Origin of the sequence: Micromonospora sp. DT4 (genome assembly GCF_049841675.1) — a bacterium.
GTDB lineage: Bacteria > Actinomycetota > Actinomycetes > Mycobacteriales > Micromonosporaceae > Micromonospora.
Genome location: NZ_JBNCKT010000063.1, coordinates 1 through 15,227, shown reverse-complemented (window position 1 = coordinate 15,227; position 15,227 = coordinate 1). Strand labels below are relative to the sequence as shown.

Here is a 15,227-nt window from a genome sequence, read left to right as displayed (position 1 = left end):
GGAGCGTCGCGATGGACGACCTGACTCACACCGGCAGCCCCGAGACGATCATCGTCTGCATCCGCGGCAACTCCGGATCCGGGAAGAGCACCATCGCCCGCGCGTTGCGGCGCCGACACGGCCGCGGCTGCGCCCTCGTCGAGCAAGACCATCTCCGCCGGATCCTGCTCAGAGAACGCGACAAACCAGGCGGCCTGGCACCCGCGCTCATCGCGCAGAACGTCCGTTTCTGCCTCGACCACGGCTACCACGTGATCCTGGAAGGGATCATGCACACCGCCCGATACCGCACCATGCTCACGGAACTGTGCGAAGCCCATCGCGGGCGGACATTGTTCGTCTATCTCGACGTGTCGCTACCCGAGACACTGCGGCGACACGAAACGCGCCCGCAGGCGACGGAGTTCACCCCCGACAACATGCGCAGCTGGTACGCCCCGCGCGACCTTCTCGGCTGGCCGGGCGAACTCGTCCTGCCCGAGAGCACCTCGATGGAAGAAGCGATCGACCTCATCGCCACTGCGGCCGGCCTACCGTTGACCGGTCGCGACAACGACCTACTACCAGCCGTCCCGTGACCACGCCTCACATCGCAACCCCGGACCGGGCGGGCGTCCCGATGGGCGCGGCGGGCATCGTGCGCGCGGCGCTCGTCGCCGGTGCCGCGCCCGCCGGGGTGGGCAACGAGCGGGTCGTACACCGCTCGGACAGGGCCGTCGTCCCCATCGGACGCCAGGACGGCCAGCCAGTGGTAGCAAAACGTCCCATGGATGATCCTTTCTGGGTGGGCCGGCGCCAGCTCCGCATCCACACCCGCCTACCGGTCGCCGGCCTGCCCAGGTCCCGACTCGCGCAGTTGCGCCAGACACTGCGGCAGGCACGTCGTGACCCTCGGGCACTGACGCGGTGACCAGAATCCGGACGACCGCCAGCGTGCCCGCCCACCATCGGCCACCGGCCGCTGGCGGGGCATCGTCGCCTCTGAGCCGGGACTTCTACCGCTTGTGGGGCGCCTACTCGGTCAGCGAACTGGGATCGGCCGTCGGGGCAGGCGCGCTGCCACTGGTCGCGATCCTGGTGCTGGACTCATCGAGTTTGCAGGTCTCCCTGCTCGCGGTGATCTCCGGCATCGCCTCAGCGGTCATCGTCCTGCCCCTGGGACCCTGGATCGAGTTCCGCCGTAAGCGACCCGTCATGTGCGGCACCGACCTGCTGCGCTGTGCGGCCCTCGCCAGCGTCCCCGCCGCCGCCGCGCTGCACGAGCTGACATATGGGCAGCTGTGCATCGTGGCAATCGTCCAGACCGCCGGCGGTGTCGCGTTCGGCGCTGCCAGCGGCGCCCACCTGAAGAACCTGGTCACCACGGAGCAACGCGTCACCGCCATCAGCCGGCTCGACACCTCCCAGTGGACGGCGAACAGCATCGGGTCACCCATCGGCGGGATCCTCGTCTCCTGGCTCGGCACCACCGCGTCCGTCACCGTCGACGCCGTCAGCTTCCTGCTGTCCGCACTCGGAATCCGCCGCCTACGCAGCCCCGAGCCACCACCGCCCCCACGCCACCCCGCGCCCCGCCGAGGCAGGGAATCGTCGAGGGCTGGCGGTACATCCTCCACCACGCCAGCCTGCGGGCGTTGCTGATCAACGCGGTCATCTTCGGCGGCGCCATCATGGCCGCCATGCCCGTCGTCACGGTGCTCATGCTCCGCGACCTACACCTCGCGCCGTGGCAGTACGGCCTAGCCCTCGGGCTGCCCTGCGTCGGCGGAATCCTCGGGTGCCTGGCCGCCGGACACCTCACCAACCGCTACGGCCTCCACGCGGTACTGCTCACCACCGGGGTGGGCCGCACCCTCTGGATGGGTCTCATCCCGCTCGCACAACCCGGCACACCCGGCTTGATCGTCATCGTGATCGCGGAGACGCTCCTGCTCTTCTTCGCCGGCGCGTTCAACCCCGCCTTCGCCACCTACCGCATGACCCACACCAGCGAACACTGCCTGTCCCGCGTCCTGACCGCCTGGTCCATCAGCAGCAAACTGACCCAGCCGATCTTCATCGCCGCGGCTGGCATCCTCGCAGCCGCCACCGACCCCCGCACCGCCATCACCGCCACGGCTGCCCTCACCGCCGCCAGCGCCGGATTCCTGCCCTGGAAAAGCAACCTTGCGCAACCTGCCGGTGCAGCGCGGGTGCTAGCTCGGCAGCCTCAAGCACCATGATCGACGGCAGCACCGTTATGGCAGAAGGTACGGACGGGTATTGCACTTCTCTGCTCTTGCCGGTCCGGTTAGTCGTGGGCAGGTGCCGTCGGGGCGGCGTAACCGAGCAGGTGCATGGCGGCGCGGTTGTCGGCGCGGGACCAGAACAGCTCGTGGAGGTCCTCAGGCAGTTCGTCGCGGTGGCTGCCGGTACGGCCGCGGCGAAAGAATTGGTCGTCGGCTTGGCGGAGTTCGGCGAGGGACGGGATCGAAGCGTCCGCGAGCGGTGTGAGTTCGGGGGTCATGGCGGCGATGACGGCTTGCACGGTCGCTGCTGGTGCGCGGGTCAGGTCCTCGTAGCGCAGCACGTATCGGTGCGGGACCGGTGGCTGGAGCCAGCTGAGGACATTGCTGCCCCAGCTGCCGGTACCGGCCACGCTCTGGCGAAGGATCTTTGCGCGGAGTTCAACCTCGTAGCGGCTCGAATCATTTTCACTTTCCTGGCGTGCCCAGGAGACCAGAGCGTCGCGACCGTCACGGATCAGGCAGATGGCGCGGTCATCGTCGTGGACGTCCGCGTCACGCTGCCGGTGGGTCTTGATGAAGTACGCATCGGGCGCCGCCCGCAGCTCGTCGAGTGGTGCAAAGCGCTCGGTGAAGCCGATGAGATCTGGCCCCAGGCGGGCGGCCACGCCATCGACGTCATAGATCGTTGAAGTACGGAGGCCGTACATGCGATGCAGGACGATCCGCAGGAAGGTGTTGCCGGAGCGGGGGAACGACGCGACCCACACGATCATCCACGAACTGTAACGATCTGATGCCCAGGCGTGTAGACGCGAGGGCCTGCCGGGCTGTCACCCATCGACGCCAACGGGGCACCCTTCCTCGATGTCGCACCCGCAGGCGTATCGCCCTGCACGCCGCCCGGCCGTGGCAGGCGACCGCCCGCGACGGAAGCCGCTGCCAGCAACGGCGGGTGAACGGCCTACGCAGGCACGACCGCACGGTAGGGTAACGACTCACATCGAAGACCGCCTCTGGCCGGCACTCAGCCATCTCGCTCAGCCAGCCGAGGTGCGATGGCCCCGGGGAGGCGGCGGTGGCAGATCCGCACGACGTAAGCGAAGCGTGGCGCGCGCTCGGCCAGCAGTTGGCCGCGTACCGCAAGGCGGCTGGCCACACCCAGCACTCACTGGCGCCCAGGATCCTCACCGGCCGCAGCACGATCGCGAATACCGAAGTCGGACGCCAGCACCCGGACCGGGCCTTCTGGAAACGCTGTGACGAGGTCCTCGACACCGACGGCGCCCTCACCGCCGGGTACGACCGGGTCGCGGCCATTGAACAGAAGTACCGCCGGGCCAGGGGAACAGCAGCATTCACCACCGCTCTGACCGCAGCCGGCACCACCCTGGTGACTGGCTCAAGCGGCCAGCCCGCAGGGGAAGCGGATATCGTGATGACTGTGGCAGACGGGCGAGGACGGCACATTCAGGTCAGCCGCCGGTCTCTCCTGCAGGCGGTCCCCGGCAGTGTGGTGGCGTCCCTGTCGAGTGCGGAACCGCTGCCCGCAGCGACACGGGCGGCGCAAGTTGATCCGGCCGTCGTGGAGCACTTTGCGGCACTGCGGTCGGTGCTCGTGGAATCCGACAACCGGGTCGGCGCCGCGGCGATCCTCCCCACGGCCCGACAGCAGCTCGGTCACATCGCCGACTACCGCCGAGCCGCACGAGGCAGCCTGCGCGACGCGCTGTTGAGTACCGAGGCCCGGTGGGCAGAATTCGCCGGCTGGCTCAGCGACGATATGGGCGACCGGGACGCCGGCGAATGGTGGCTCGCCCAAGCGCTGACCATGGCCCACGAGGCCGGCGACATGGAGTTCACCGCCTACGTTTTCGCTCGCATGGCGCAGCGGGCCAGCGACGCCGGAGACCAGGACCGCGTACTCGGGCTCGCCCGTGCCGCCGAGCGCGCTGGCAGCACGCGAGAGCAGGTGCGCGCGTTCGCGGCGGTGCAGCGCGCCCACGGGCACACGGTCGAAGGTGACGCCGGTTCGTTCCGGGCCGCCATCGACGAGGCCCACCACCTCGCTGCGGCCACCGGAACGGACGGCGGTGGGCTCGGTGCGTTCTGCACCACGGCATATATCAGTGCGCAGGAGGGCGAGGGCTGGCTTCGGCTGGGCCGCCCCGGCGCCGCCGTCCGGTGTTTCGGTGAGGCTCTCGACGCGTGGCCGGAAACGTACCGACGGGAACGGGGCCGTTATCTGGCGCGTACCGCCGTCGCCCACGCTGCCGCCGATGAACCCGAGCTAGCCGCTGCCTCTGCCCTCGCCGCGCTCAACCTGGCCAACCTCACCCGATCGGCACGAATCCAACGCGAGGTCGCGATCGCGGGCCGTCAGCTCGCGGTGTTTCCCGCCGAGCCCGCAGTGCAGCAGTTGCATGCCGCCCTGGCCGCTTTCGCGGCGAGCTCGTGACCGACAGCAGCGGGGTCGGAGACAGGGTCGATGCCGCCTTCGTCGGCCGGGCCAACATCGACCTGACCATCCATGTACCCCACCGTGCCCGACCCGGCCGCACCGCCGTCGGCTCGGCTCTACCCGTCAATGCCGGAGGCAAGAGCCTTAACCAGGCCATCGCTGCCGCCAGCCGTGGCGGGCGCGCCGCCCTGATCGCCAACGTCGGCGCGGACACCTGGGGCCACCAGATCACCACAGCACTGACCAACGCAGGCGTCGATACCCGCCACGTCCGGCTCGTCCCCGACGCCACCACCGGAGCGGCCATCATCGAGGTGACCCCAGACGGCGAAAGCTACATCACCCTCGCCCTCTCACCCGCCACTGAACTCACCACCGACGATATCCACCGCGCCACCGCCGGCCTCGCCGCAGAAGCCGTGATCGTGCAGCTCGACCTACCACCCGAACCCGTGACCACACTGCTGAGCCACCGCCGCGCACCGATCGTCGTTGGCAATCTCGTCCCTAACCCCGACCTCGACCCCCGGCTGCTCGCGGAACTCGACGTCCTCGTGGTCAACCAGCACGAAGCCGCCGCGATCCTGCGCACCACCGCTGGCAACCCGCTCGACGCCGCCGCCGCGCTGCAACGCCTCGGCCCCCGTACCGTCGTCGTCACCGCAGGCCCCAACGGCGCAGCCTTCACCGATCCCCACGGATCCGGCACCGTGCCGGCACCTGCCGTCCCGGTCGTCGACACCACCGGAGCTGGCGACGCCTTCCTCGGCTCTCTTGCCTTGGATCTCGCCCGCCACGCCCCGCTACCCGACGCCATCACCACCGCTGTGCACGCCGGCTCCCACACCGTCGGGCACAGCGGCGCTCACATCCGACACACCAACTCGCCTCGCGGAGACCCTCGATAAAGTGCGGCTGCTCAGCCGCTGCCATTCACCTTCAATCGAGCGTCGAGACAAGGTCTACCTGTGGGCGTTACGTTGTAGGGCAGCCGCGTCATCCACCCTCGCCGGCGGTTTCGGTGACACCGCGCACCCACTGAAGGTACGGCCGTGAGCCAGCGACCACTGGCAGCGCGACGATCTCCGGGTTGGACCACTCGTGATGCTTCCTCAGGTAGCTCTCCAACTCGGGATACGCTCCGGCACTGGATCTGAGCATCACCTGCCACTCCTGGCCGGTGCCGAAGAACCCCTCATGCCAGAAGGCTGACTCGGCCGGCCCCACGACCTGGCCACCAGCCGCCAACCGCTCCTGCACTGCGCCCTGCACCAACCGCCGCGCGACCTCCAGACTGCCCGCAGCGGTGTAGACATACAGGACCTCATTCATGAAGCTGACACTACTCAGGAGGCAGCTGAGCTGGGCGGAGCTCACTGCGATATCGATGCGCTGGTAGCTGCATTCGACGGGAGATGACGGATGGCGCGCCGTGACTACTTCAACGACCCCAACGCGCCAGCTGCCAACAGTGTGGTGCCGTCGGTTGTGGCGGCAGTGCGCAACCAGCGCGGTGAGCTGTTGATGATCCACCGCACTGACAACAACCTGTGGGCACTACCCGGCGGTGGTCACGACATCGGCGAGTCGGTCTCCGACACGGTGGTGCGGGAGGTACGCGAGGAGACCGGCATCGAGGTGGAGGTCACCGGCCTGGTCGGGATCTACACCCGCCCCCACCACGTGATGGCCTACGACGACGGTGAAGTACGCCAGCAGTTCTCGATCTGCTTCACAGCCCGACCCGTCGGCGGGAAACCGACGACCTCCAGCGAGTCGCGTCAGGTCCGCTGGGTGAACCCCGCCCAGCTCAACCACTTGGACATCCACCCCTCGATGCGGCTGCGTATCGACCACGCCCTCAACGAGCGGGCGACGCCGTACATCGGTTGAGCAACGAGGGGCGTGTCACCTTGATGACGCAGAAAATCCCGTGTCTATGGGCCCGTGGCGATGGTTAGGTTGCGCAGATGAGCGCAACCTCGGTAGCCGCGCCGCGCCTGCAGTTCTGCAAGACTCCGGGCGAGTTCCTCGCGGTAGCTGGCGATCATCTGGCCGCCGACCCGGTAGTCAGCACGGTCGTCACCACCGTCGCGCACCGGCTGCTGGCGCTGCAAACCGATGGGATCGCGCAGCCCGACCGCAATTGGTGGTTGGTGGTTAGGGGTGCATCCGGCACGGTCGTCGGCGCCGGTATGCGAGCGGCGCCGTTCGCACCCTATCCGCCGTTTCTGCTGCCGATGCCCGACGAGGCGGCCGTGGCCCTGGCCTACGCTCTGCACGAGCGCGGGGAGGAGGTCCTTGCGGTCAACGGGGCCGTTCCTGCCGTTGCGCTGTGCGCCACCGAGTTGACCCGGCTCGGCGGGGGCAGGGTCCAGGTCAACCAGCACACGCGGCTGCACGAGCTCGGCGAGGTGGCTCGTCCGGCGGCAGTGCCTGGCTGCCTGGAGCTAGCGGTCGAGAAGGACGTCGAGCTGGTCATGAAGTGGTTCGGCGAGTTCGTGGGCGACGCTGACGAACAGGCGGGCCGCCGACGGGGTACCAGCGCACATGAGGTGCCCGACCGTGCGGAAGTGCTGCGCCGACTGCTGGCCGGGCATTTGTGGTTCTGGGTCGACGGGACTGGAGAGCGGGTGCACCTCACTGGTGCCAGCCCCCCATCGTTCGGAGTCGCGCGCATCGGTCCGGTGTACACGCCACCAGCCCAGCGCGGGCGTGGATGGGCCAGCAACGCGGTTGCCGAGGTTTCCCGGCGGATCCAGGCCGACGGTGCGCGGGTGTGCCTGTACACCGATCAAGCAAACCCAACCTCGAACAAAATCTACGCCGCGCTTGGCTACCGGCCGGTGGTAGACATGGCCAACCTCGTCATCGTCCGCTGACGGGAATGGCGCCCACGGTGATGTCATGGTCGACCAATGCCCGCCCCGCACCGTTGGCGAGATAGGCAATATTCATCGCCGATGGACTCGTGGCCTGCGCGCCTGGTGTATCCATAGGAGTCCAGTAGCCTGTCCATGAGTTACACCCTGTTACCGATTGTCGGGAGCCGTGCGGCTAGGGCGCAGTTTTCGCGGGCTGCCCTTGTTTTGCTAATGCCAATACGGGAGATCATATGGTGGCGAAGGTCGTGGTGGATAAGGTTCTCTGCTACGTGGTGCGAGAGGGGCGGTTGCTCGTCTTCCGTCACACCGACTACAGCTATGAGCAGGTGGGCGTCGAGGTGCCGGGAGGCACCGTTCGTGTAGGTGAGGCGCCGGAGGACGCCGCGCTGCGCGAGGCCCGCGAGGAGACCGGGCTGACGGGCTTTCGCGTTGTCCGCAAGCTGGGGGAGGTTGAGTACGACATCACACCGCTCCGGTTCGAGATTCAGTACCGTCACGTCTTTCAGTTGGAACTCGTAGGGCCGGCGCCCGAGCGGTGGGCTAGTCAGGAAGACCACGACGGTACTCAGGAACCCACCCACTTCGAGTGTTTCTGGATACCGTTGAAGGCTGCGCATATCCTGCAGGCTGGCCAGGGTGCTCTCGTGGCCAAACTTTGTTCGTGATCGGGTGTACATCGCGAGGTTGGCAATGCGCGGCTATGGGACCGAAGTGCGCCAGCGGCATTGCCTGATCATTGGCAATGCCGTCATACCAATATCCCGCCATGCGTTGTGAGGCGACCGCGAGACCCGGGTGCGGAGGCAGGCCGGTCGGAACGTTCTACACCCCTGAAGCAAGATGCGGCGGTGGCTCGACTGGCAACTCCGGTAGCTGGTGTTCACCTCGGAGCAGCGCCCCGAGCCGCGGGCACTGGACCAGCATCGCGCTCAGATCCCGCTCCTCCGCGACGGCCGCGATGAGGCGGAGCGCGTCGGTGGCCAGACCGAGTGCGCCGAGTTCCACGACCGTGCTGGCCTCCCCCGCCAGAACCGGGTCCATCAGCCGGGTCCACTCCGGCAGCAGGACCCAGGACGCGTACAGGTGATCGTCGAGCCAGGCGACGGGCTGAGCCGCGATGAACTTGCTCCGGTCGGTGGGAACCTGGACGAACACTGGCGTCGAGTAGACCGGATCAGCCTGGGCGGCGGCCAGCAGAAGCGGGTGTTGCACCAGGGTGGCGTCCACGAGCTGCGCGAACGACGGCGTCCACACGACCATGTGGCCATTGGTGGTGCCATCGGGGTGGACGACCGGCGGTTGTTTCCACACGCCGACCTCGGACACCTCGGTGAACGTGTCGGTCACCCGGTGCAGCGTGGCGCACGCGGCGACCGCCTCGGCCTCGAAGCCAAGGTGCCGCAGCGCCCCACTGACCTGATGACTCGTCGGGACACAGGTGCCCACCGGCATGCCGCTCTGCGCTTGGTGTAGAACGGCTAGGACGGCGAGCAGCGGCACCATCTCCACCGGCGCGTCGACGAGCCGTCCGAACATCGGGCTGTACTCAAATTTCGGCATCAGCGCCGTCTCGTCCGGGCGGTGAGGGCGCCGGCTGCCGGGCACGCGGGTGGGCGGGATCATCCGGCGGATCGGCTCCCGCCGCTGCCGACGGCCGCTGCGCTTGCGATTACCCACCGAGCCTCCCGACGCGAACACCCGCACCGCCGTCCCGTCGATGCTGACACGTCGACAGCCGGACACGACAGCCACAGACCCCACCCCACGAGCTGGAATCTGGACCGGAAGCCGCTCGTGCGACTACTCGCATCGCGGCGGCTGTCTGCGGTGCCGACCGCCTCGCCGTGTCTGGTGGCCTCACAAGGAGCCCGGTAGGTTCAGCTGTCCAGCACTTTCGCTCTCATCGATTGGGGTGCCGGCCACGTGTCGCAGATCGAGACGATCACCGGTGAGTTCCGCGCGTTGATGACCGGGGTCGAACGCGCGCAGGGGTTGGCAGCCGCCGCTGACAGTCAGGCGCAGGAGGTGGCGTTGCGGGCCGCGGGCGCGGGCTTCGTCGCCGTGGCGGCGGGTGTGGCGCGGGTCCGTAACGCGATCACAGGCATCCAGGGCGGCCTGGGAAGTCTCGCCGGTTCGATCGGTGAAGCGACGAAGGCCACCGCGGCGGTGCCGAACGAGGCCACCCCGCAGGAGACGATCGCCGGGCTGGCGCCCGTGCTGAGCGCCGTGGACGCCGCTCGTGACGCGGCGACCGGGGTCATCACCGGAGTCGGTGAGGCGCAGCAACTCGTCGCCGTGGTCCTGCAGGGTGGGCAGCCTGGGCCGCTGTTGCAGGCGTTGGAGGCCATCAAGCAGGTCCTGGTGCTGGTCGTGCAGCGCACCGGCGGGGCCCGGCAGGCCGTTGAGGCGGCGATCGCGCAGGCCCGGCAGTTGGGGTCGTCGGGAAACTGACAGGGGCTGGCGGTCATCCACCGGCCAGCCCCGCCCCTGCTACCACCGGCAGCCCATCCCCGACGACCCCCACCCTGGGCGGCACCGTCTCCACGGACATTGACGCAGCAACCCCGTGGACCAGGCGTCCCACCGGCGTCGCCGGCGGGTCACCTACCGGACGTCGAACCCGGATCTCCACGAACGAGAAGCCACGGGAGCGGCGTGCCCTGGAGTTGGAGAACGAGTGTGCCGACAGGGTCGCCGGCAAGGGGTACCGGGTTCACCAGAACCCCACGAGGCAGGAGGTCGCGGACGCGCGGCTCGAAACTGGGGATTCTGGGAGGCCGGAGAAGGCACCCGACTTCCTCATCGAGGGGCATGTCTTCGACTGCTACGCGCCCACTGCTCCTGTGCCGGCCCGCGCCGTCTGGAGCGCGGTGTCCAGGAAGGTCGACGCGGAGCAGACCCAACGCGTGATGTTGAACCTCCACGACTGGCGAGGAGACCTCGCCGCGCTGCACAAGCAGTTCCACGACTGGCCCGTAGCAGGGCTGAAGGAACTGGCGGCGGTAACGCGCGACGGTGCGATCATTCAGATCATCCGGAGAGACTGATGAAGGGGTGCAGATGGGTGTCGAGTACCGGTTGACGCTGGCGGGCGACATTCCACTGGAGCAGGTGGCGGAACTGGCTGCTCCCGCAGCGGTCGAGACGTCCACGGCGTCCGGCGGCAGGATGCTCAGCGCCGACCTGAACGACGAGCACGGGTACGTCGTGGACATCACCGGCGGCCGGCACGGCTACTACAGTGCCGAGGACGACGGTGGCGCTCTGTGGGAATGGGAGCCGGAGACCTACGTCGACGTCAGCTTCTACATGCGCAAGGACACCCTGGTCGACAAGGGCAAGCCCCACATGCTGGCAACCGTGGCCAGGATCCTCACCGGCAGGGCCGAGGACGCCGCCCTGACCCTCAACGGCGACGTACTGATGCTGACGCGCATCGCGGGGACCATCCAGAAGCACAACACCGACGGCTGGTACGACGAAGACTACGACAGGATTCTTCACCTCTGACGGGCGTACGTCCTCGGCTGGACCCACCACAGCCACTTCCCCCGACCAGCCCAACCGGAAGTGCCTCAGTATGCGCAGCCATGACCTCACGCCCGGACGGATGATCGGCGTCACCTTCGATCATGGCGAGGACTTCTTCACCGCCCTCGCTGACGCCTACCGCGCCAACGGCATCCGGCACGGCTACATCCCCGTCTTCATCGCCGGGTTCAGCACGGTCGAGATCGTCGGCACCTGCCAGCGTCTGGACGACCCCCAGGCCCCGGTCTGTTAGGGGTGCTGCGTTCGCAGGCACGGGATGCCACGTACGGTCGTTCCCGGCGGGGCTTATCGCTCGCGAGTCTGGCACCTCCGACCTATTACCTCGTCTCGTCGGTGCGCCGGATGACAGCCTTGGCCACGGGCTTGAGTGGACGCCAGTCCACGCCGCTACCTCGCCAGTAGCGGTCGCAATCGGCTTCGATCTCGGACTTGAGTTCGTCAAGATGGGCATAGAACGCTTGCTCAGCCTGGCTGAGGCCTTTGCCCTTCATCTGCTCCCTCAAGTCATCGAGCCTCTTCTGGATTTGCCGCAGCGCGATGCCGGCGGCCGCACTGAACCCGCGCTCGAAATGTGCGTCACCGTGGTCGTTCATCGTGTCTTGAACTGAGTCGCGGACGGCGTCCATGATGAATCGGCCTGCTTTCGGGATCCGCCCTGCGCGCGCCTCCGTACACACGAACCCGATCCGGGTCAGTACGCGTTGCGCCTCCATGGTTGTGAACGTTGTGCGGTCCCATCCAGTCACGTGCCCGAGGACCTGCTTGGGCGGGAACATCTGCCCGTTGACCTCGACCATGTGCTTCTGGATCAGTTCAGGATCCTCACCCATCATGCGGGCCTCCACCTCCTGCTTCGTGAGGTCGAAGTCCCGGCCACCTACCTTCATCTACACTCCTTCATTTACTTACAGTAACTTACTGTAAGTAAATAGTAAGTGCTACCCTTCACTTGGTCAAGCAGGAGCGTCGGATCGGCTTCTGGTGGCCGCCCATCGTCCGCGTGAGGCAGTCGTGAAGCAGCGGGGGCCAAGCCCGCATAACTCGGCCGTGGGCGGACACCTGGTGGGGCCGTCGCCGTAGGCATCAGGGTGGGGCATCGTCTTCACAGGTCGGACGCCAGCAAGCCCATGAACCAAGCGTCCGCCGACGTGCTCGGCGGGCCTCGCCGTCGGCGTGGGTGAGGTCGAGGGCTGACAGCGCGTCGGTCACCGCCGTCCGGTGCCCGGTGTACGGGCCAGCGGGTCTTGGGCCCGGGGAAGCCCATCATGACCTTCGATGATGTGCGCGGTGTGTGCTCTCCAGCGGATGCCAACCCGGGCGAACCGGTGTCAACGCGGGTCACCCCGGCCGACCGCCGGTCGCAAACCAGGGTTCGTGTGCTCGGCGTGTGCTCCTGGGCTGCGACAACGGCGGTCCGGGGAACGTGGGTGAACGTGGGCTGAACCGCCCCGGGTTAGATGGAGACATCGAAACCTGGAGGAACACCGGCGATGCCTGCACCGAAGAAGTACCCCGACGAGCTGCGTGAGCGTGCGACCCGGTTGGTCCTTGAGGCCCGTCGGGATCCGGCCGGTGCGGTCGGCGTGATCCGGCGGATCGCCGACCAGCTCGGAGTCCACCCAGAGGCGTTGCGGACGTGGGTGAAGAGGGCCGAGGTCGACGCCGGTGAGCGGCCGGGCACGACCAGCGGCGATGCCGAACGCATCGCGGCCCTTGAGCGGGAGAATCGTGAGCTGCGGCGGGCGAACCAGATCCTGAAGTCCGCGGCGTCTTTCTTCGCGGCCGAGCTGGACCGGCCGTCGCGATGAGGGTCGACTTCGTCGACTCGCAGAAGGAACAGCACGGTGTCCAGTCGGTCTTGCGGGCGTTGGAAGACACGCCGGCGCAGATCGCACCGTCGACCTACTACGCCACCAAGACCCGCCCGGTCAGCGCCCGTTGCCGGCGCGACGAGGAACTGACCGCGGTGATCAAGCGGATCCACGCCGAGAACTACGGCGTCTACGGCGCACGCAAGATCTGGCGCGAGCTGCACCGCCAGGGCGTCGAGGTGGCCCGGTGCACGGTCGAGCGGCTGATGCGCGCCGCCGGGCTGCGCGGGCTGCTGCGTGACAAGTCGCCGCGCACGACCCGGCCCGCGGCCGAGACCGACCGGCCTCGTGACCTGGTCAAACGGGACTTCACCGCAGAACATCCGAACCAGCTGTGGGTCGCGGACCTGACCTACGTGCGCACCGCCGTGGGCTGGGCGTACGCCGCGTTCGTCCTCGACGTGCACTCCCGCATGATCGTCGGCTGGCAGGTATCCACGTCGCTCTACACCGACCTCGCGTTGGACGCGTTGAAGATGGCGATCTGGCGGCGCGAGCATCAGGGTGCTGACCTGGGCGGACTCGTGCATCACTCGGACCGAGGAGTCCAGTATCGAGCGATTCGCTACAGCCAGCGCCTCGCCGAGGCCGGCGCCGTCGCCTCCGTCGGCTCCAAGGGCGACTCGTACGACAACGCGATGGCCGAGGCGTTCAACTCCCTCTACAAGGCCGAACTCGTCCGCAACCGAGGTCCATGGCGTGGACTCGACGACCTGGAGATGGCCACCGTCGAGTACATCGACTGGTACAACAACCGCCGCCTCCACGGCGAACTCGGACACATCCCACCCGCCGAACACGAAGCACTACACGCGATGACCCACCCGGTCACCGCACCCCTGAAAACCAGCTAACCAACTCTCCATCAAACCCGGGGCTTGACAGGCCGCTCCCTGCCGCCCCAGGTGAACCCCCAGGTCGCTAAACTAGGCGCTCGCGCCCTCGTAGCTCAGGGGATAGAGCATCGGTTTCCTAAACCGTGTGTCGCAGGTTCGAATCCTGCCGGGGGCACCAAGTAAGAGCCATGATCACCGATCATTTCTCGTCTGTGCTGGGCTTCCGTGCCCGTTGTGTGCCCAATCGTGCCCGGCCGACCTTGTCCAGGTGAGCGGCCACCTCGGCATCGCGGGAGTCGATCGCGCGGGCGTAGTGGCGGGTAGTGACGCTCGCGTTGGCATGCCCGAGGCGGCGGGCGGCGACAGCACGCCGTGAGAGTCCGCGACCCAGCTCGCGTGGGTAGCGCGCGGGTCGTGCGGAGTCACGTCGTCGAGCCCGGCGGCAGCTACAGCCTGGACGAAGCGGCGCCGGAACCCGTGGTAACTCTGCTGTCGATGGGAGGTGTGCTTCTGTCGACCCGAGAAGGCGAAGGCGTCGGGGTCATCGGGCAAGGTTGCAAGGTGTTCCCCGACCAGGTTGGCGACGAACGCGGGCACCAGCAGTTCCCGACGTTGGTGATTCTTATCGGTGGCCCGCTGGCCGAGGCGCTGGACGACCGCAGCATCCGCTCAGCCAGGTTTGGTGATGAGGCGTCGCCGACGGCACGATGGTGTGCGTGTCTGCGGCCGTGTCGTCTCGTCCGTCTCCGCATGTTCTTGAGGCGGTGTTGGAACGGCTGACCTACGTCAACGAGGAGACCGGGTACACCATCGCCCGGGTCGCGACCGGGCGTGGTTCGGATCTGCTGACCGTGGTCGGTGCCTTGCTGGGGGCACAGCCGGGGGAGAGCCTCCGGTTGCGGGGTTGGTGGTCGTCGCATCCGCAGTACGGCCGGCAATTCGAGGTGATCTCCTACACCACGGTGCTGCCGGCGACGATCCAGGGGATCCGCCGTTACCTGGGCTCGGGGTTGATCAAGGGCATCGGGCCGGTGTTCGCCGAGCGGATCGTGGAGCATTTCGGCTTGGACACGTTGCAGATCATCGAGGAGGAGCCAGGCCGGTTGGTGGAGGTGCCGGGGCTCGGTCCGAAACGCACGGCGAAGATCACCGCGGCGTGGGTGGAGCAGAAGGCCATCAAGGAAGTGATGGTGTTCCTGCAGGGCGTCGGTGTCTCCACCTCGGTCGCGGTGCGGATCTACAAGAAGTACGGTGATGCCTCGATCAGCGTGGTGCGTAACGAACCGTACCGGTTGGCCGCCGATGTGTGGGGGATCGGGTTTATTGACCCGTAACCCAAATGGTTTGTGATCGTTTGGGGTGTATGGGCGTTACGGTGCGGGACGCGCGTCGGCTTT

General features: G+C 67.6%; 16 protein-coding genes, 1 tRNA gene and 3 pseudogenes. 16 read left to right on the top strand and 4 right to left on the bottom strand.

All coding sequences use genetic code 11. The features are described from left to right. Positions 1 to 11 precede the first annotated feature (11 nt). The 3 genes and pseudogenes from ACLQ24_RS18375 to ACLQ24_RS18365 all read left to right on the top strand — a co-directional run. Positions 12 to 578, top strand: coding sequence for a kinase (locus ACLQ24_RS18375; RefSeq protein WP_365062650.1), 567 nt, complete (start codon positions 12 to 14; stop codon positions 576 to 578). Next, positions 575 to 910 carry a hypothetical protein gene (locus ACLQ24_RS18370; RefSeq protein WP_365062648.1) on the top strand — a complete coding sequence of 112 codons (336 nt, stop codon included), beginning with the start codon at positions 575 to 577 and terminating at the stop codon, positions 908 to 910. The genes ACLQ24_RS18375 and ACLQ24_RS18370 overlap by 4 nt, the downstream gene beginning before the upstream one ends. Continuing rightward, positions 907 to 2,196 (top strand): annotated as a pseudogene (locus ACLQ24_RS18365) (MFS transporter); the annotation flags it as partial. The gene ACLQ24_RS18370 and the pseudogene ACLQ24_RS18365, both read left to right, overlap by 4 nt. 94 nt (positions 2,197 to 2,290) lie before the next feature. On the opposite strand, the gene ACLQ24_RS18360 reads toward ACLQ24_RS18365, so the two are convergent. Further along, entirely contained in the window at positions 2,291 to 3,001 is a 711-nt protein-coding gene (locus tag ACLQ24_RS18360; RefSeq protein WP_425892945.1) for a sulfotransferase domain-containing protein, read from the bottom strand. 302 nt (positions 3,002 to 3,303) lie between these two features. Here ACLQ24_RS18360 and ACLQ24_RS18355 point away from each other — a divergent pair, with 302 nt between their 5' ends. After that, entirely contained in the window at positions 3,304 to 4,683 is a 1,380-nt protein-coding gene (locus ACLQ24_RS18355; RefSeq protein ID WP_425892944.1) for a helix-turn-helix domain-containing protein, read from the top strand. Continuing rightward, a complete protein-coding gene (locus ACLQ24_RS18350; protein WP_425892943.1) occupies positions 4,680 to 5,594 on the top strand; it encodes a PfkB family carbohydrate kinase in 915 nt (304 codons plus the stop codon). Before ACLQ24_RS18355 ends, ACLQ24_RS18350 begins: the two co-directional genes overlap by 4 nt. An 88-nt stretch (positions 5,595 to 5,682) precedes the next feature. Here the strand turns inward: ACLQ24_RS18350 and cutA are convergent, their stop codons facing one another. After that, a complete protein-coding gene (cutA, locus tag ACLQ24_RS18345) occupies positions 5,683 to 6,018 on the bottom strand; it encodes a divalent-cation tolerance protein CutA (RefSeq protein WP_425892942.1) in 336 nt (111 codons plus the stop codon). A gap of 90 nt (positions 6,019 to 6,108) precedes the next feature. Here cutA and ACLQ24_RS18340 point away from each other — a divergent pair, with 90 nt between their 5' ends. The 3 genes from ACLQ24_RS18340 to ACLQ24_RS18330 all read left to right on the top strand — a co-directional run bounded on the left by ACLQ24_RS18340 (position 6,109) and on the right by ACLQ24_RS18330 (position 8,236). Next, positions 6,109 to 6,579, top strand: coding sequence for an NUDIX hydrolase (locus ACLQ24_RS18340; protein ID WP_425892941.1), 471 nt, complete (start codon positions 6,109 to 6,111; stop codon positions 6,577 to 6,579). A 77-nt stretch (positions 6,580 to 6,656) separates the two neighbouring features. Further along, a complete protein-coding gene (locus ACLQ24_RS18335; protein WP_425892940.1) occupies positions 6,657 to 7,568 on the top strand; it encodes a GNAT family N-acetyltransferase in 912 nt (303 codons plus the stop codon). A gap of 233 nt (positions 7,569 to 7,801) precedes the next feature. Further along, a complete protein-coding gene (locus tag ACLQ24_RS18330; protein WP_425892939.1) occupies positions 7,802 to 8,236 on the top strand; it encodes an NUDIX hydrolase in 435 nt (144 codons plus the stop codon). A 157-nt stretch (positions 8,237 to 8,393) separates the two neighbouring features. Here the strand turns inward: ACLQ24_RS18330 and ACLQ24_RS18325 are convergent, their stop codons facing one another. Then, on the bottom strand, positions 8,394 to 9,323 hold the full coding sequence (locus tag ACLQ24_RS18325) for a hypothetical protein (RefSeq protein WP_425892938.1): 930 nt from the start codon (positions 9,321 to 9,323) through the stop codon (positions 8,394 to 8,396). 171 nt (positions 9,324 to 9,494) lie between these two features. Between ACLQ24_RS18325 and ACLQ24_RS18320 the strand changes: the two genes are divergently transcribed. From ACLQ24_RS18320 to ACLQ24_RS18305, 4 genes and pseudogenes are all read left to right on the top strand, one after another. Next, positions 9,495 to 10,022: a DUF6244 family protein gene (locus tag ACLQ24_RS18320; protein WP_425892937.1), complete on the top strand. Its 528-nt coding sequence runs from the start codon at positions 9,495 to 9,497 to the stop codon at positions 10,020 to 10,022. A gap of 209 nt (positions 10,023 to 10,231) precedes the next feature. Beyond that, positions 10,232 to 10,618: a hypothetical protein gene (locus tag ACLQ24_RS18315; protein ID WP_425892956.1), complete on the top strand. Its 387-nt coding sequence runs from the start codon at positions 10,232 to 10,234 to the stop codon at positions 10,616 to 10,618. A 13-nt stretch (positions 10,619 to 10,631) separates the two neighbouring features. Further along, positions 10,632 to 11,081 carry a SitI3 family protein gene (locus ACLQ24_RS18310; protein ID WP_425892936.1) on the top strand — a complete coding sequence of 150 codons (450 nt, stop codon included), beginning with the start codon at positions 10,632 to 10,634 and terminating at the stop codon, positions 11,079 to 11,081. Positions 11,082 to 11,151: 70 nt separating this feature from the next. Further along, a pseudogene (locus tag ACLQ24_RS18305) lies at positions 11,152 to 11,349 on the top strand (DUF296 domain-containing protein); the annotation flags it as partial. 91 nt (positions 11,350 to 11,440) lie between these two features. Here ACLQ24_RS18305 and ACLQ24_RS18300 read toward each other — a convergent pair. After that, positions 11,441 to 12,010 (bottom strand): hypothetical protein, encoded by a 570-nt coding sequence (locus ACLQ24_RS18300; protein WP_425892935.1) that lies wholly within the window; start codon positions 12,008 to 12,010, stop codon positions 11,441 to 11,443. A gap of 603 nt (positions 12,011 to 12,613) precedes the next feature. Between ACLQ24_RS18300 and ACLQ24_RS18295 the strand changes: the two genes are divergently transcribed. The 4 genes and pseudogenes from ACLQ24_RS18295 to ACLQ24_RS18280 form a co-directional block, all read left to right on the top strand. Further along, positions 12,614 to 13,848 (top strand): IS3 family transposase gene (locus tag ACLQ24_RS18295; RefSeq protein WP_425892934.1). Its coding sequence is split into 2 segments (ribosomal slippage): positions 12,614 to 12,893 and positions 12,893 to 13,848, totalling 1,236 coding nucleotides; the frame shifts between segments, so codons are not numbered across the junction. Positions 13,849 to 13,932: 84 nt separating this feature from the next. Next, positions 13,933 to 14,008 (top strand) — tRNA-Arg (locus ACLQ24_RS18290). Positions 14,009 to 14,244: 236 nt separating this feature from the next. Beyond that, entirely contained in the window at positions 14,245 to 14,610 is a 366-nt protein-coding gene (locus tag ACLQ24_RS18285; protein ID WP_425892957.1) for a hypothetical protein, read from the top strand. Then, positions 14,538 to 15,152 (top strand): annotated as a pseudogene (locus ACLQ24_RS18280) (helix-hairpin-helix domain-containing protein); the annotation flags it as partial. The gene ACLQ24_RS18285 and the pseudogene ACLQ24_RS18280, both read left to right, overlap by 73 nt. Positions 15,153 to 15,227: the final 75 nt, after the last annotated feature.

What these genes read in the sequence shown, in the direction of transcription:
- ACLQ24_RS18335 (WP_425892940.1), top strand. Translation starts at nt 6,657, where the DNA reads ATGAGCGCAACCTCGGTAGCCGCGCCGCGCCTGCAGTTCTGCAAGACT.
- ACLQ24_RS18375 (WP_365062650.1), top strand. Translation starts at nt 12, where the DNA reads ATGGACGACCTGACTCACACCGGCAGCCCCGAGACGATCATCGTCTGC.
- ACLQ24_RS18360 (WP_425892945.1), bottom strand. Translation starts at nt 3,001, where the DNA reads ATGATCGTGTGGGTCGCGTCGTTCCCCCGCTCCGGCAACACCTTCCTG.
- ACLQ24_RS18330 (WP_425892939.1), top strand. Translation starts at nt 7,802, where the DNA reads ATGGTGGCGAAGGTCGTGGTGGATAAGGTTCTCTGCTACGTGGTGCGA.
- ACLQ24_RS18310 (WP_425892936.1), top strand. Translation starts at nt 10,632, where the DNA reads ATGGGTGTCGAGTACCGGTTGACGCTGGCGGGCGACATTCCACTGGAG.
- ACLQ24_RS18340 (WP_425892941.1), top strand. Translation starts at nt 6,109, where the DNA reads ATGGCGCGCCGTGACTACTTCAACGACCCCAACGCGCCAGCTGCCAAC.
- cutA (WP_425892942.1), bottom strand. Translation starts at nt 6,018, where the DNA reads ATGAATGAGGTCCTGTATGTCTACACCGCTGCGGGCAGTCTGGAGGTC.
- ACLQ24_RS18300 (WP_425892935.1), bottom strand. Translation starts at nt 12,010, where the DNA reads ATGAAGGTAGGTGGCCGGGACTTCGACCTCACGAAGCAGGAGGTGGAG.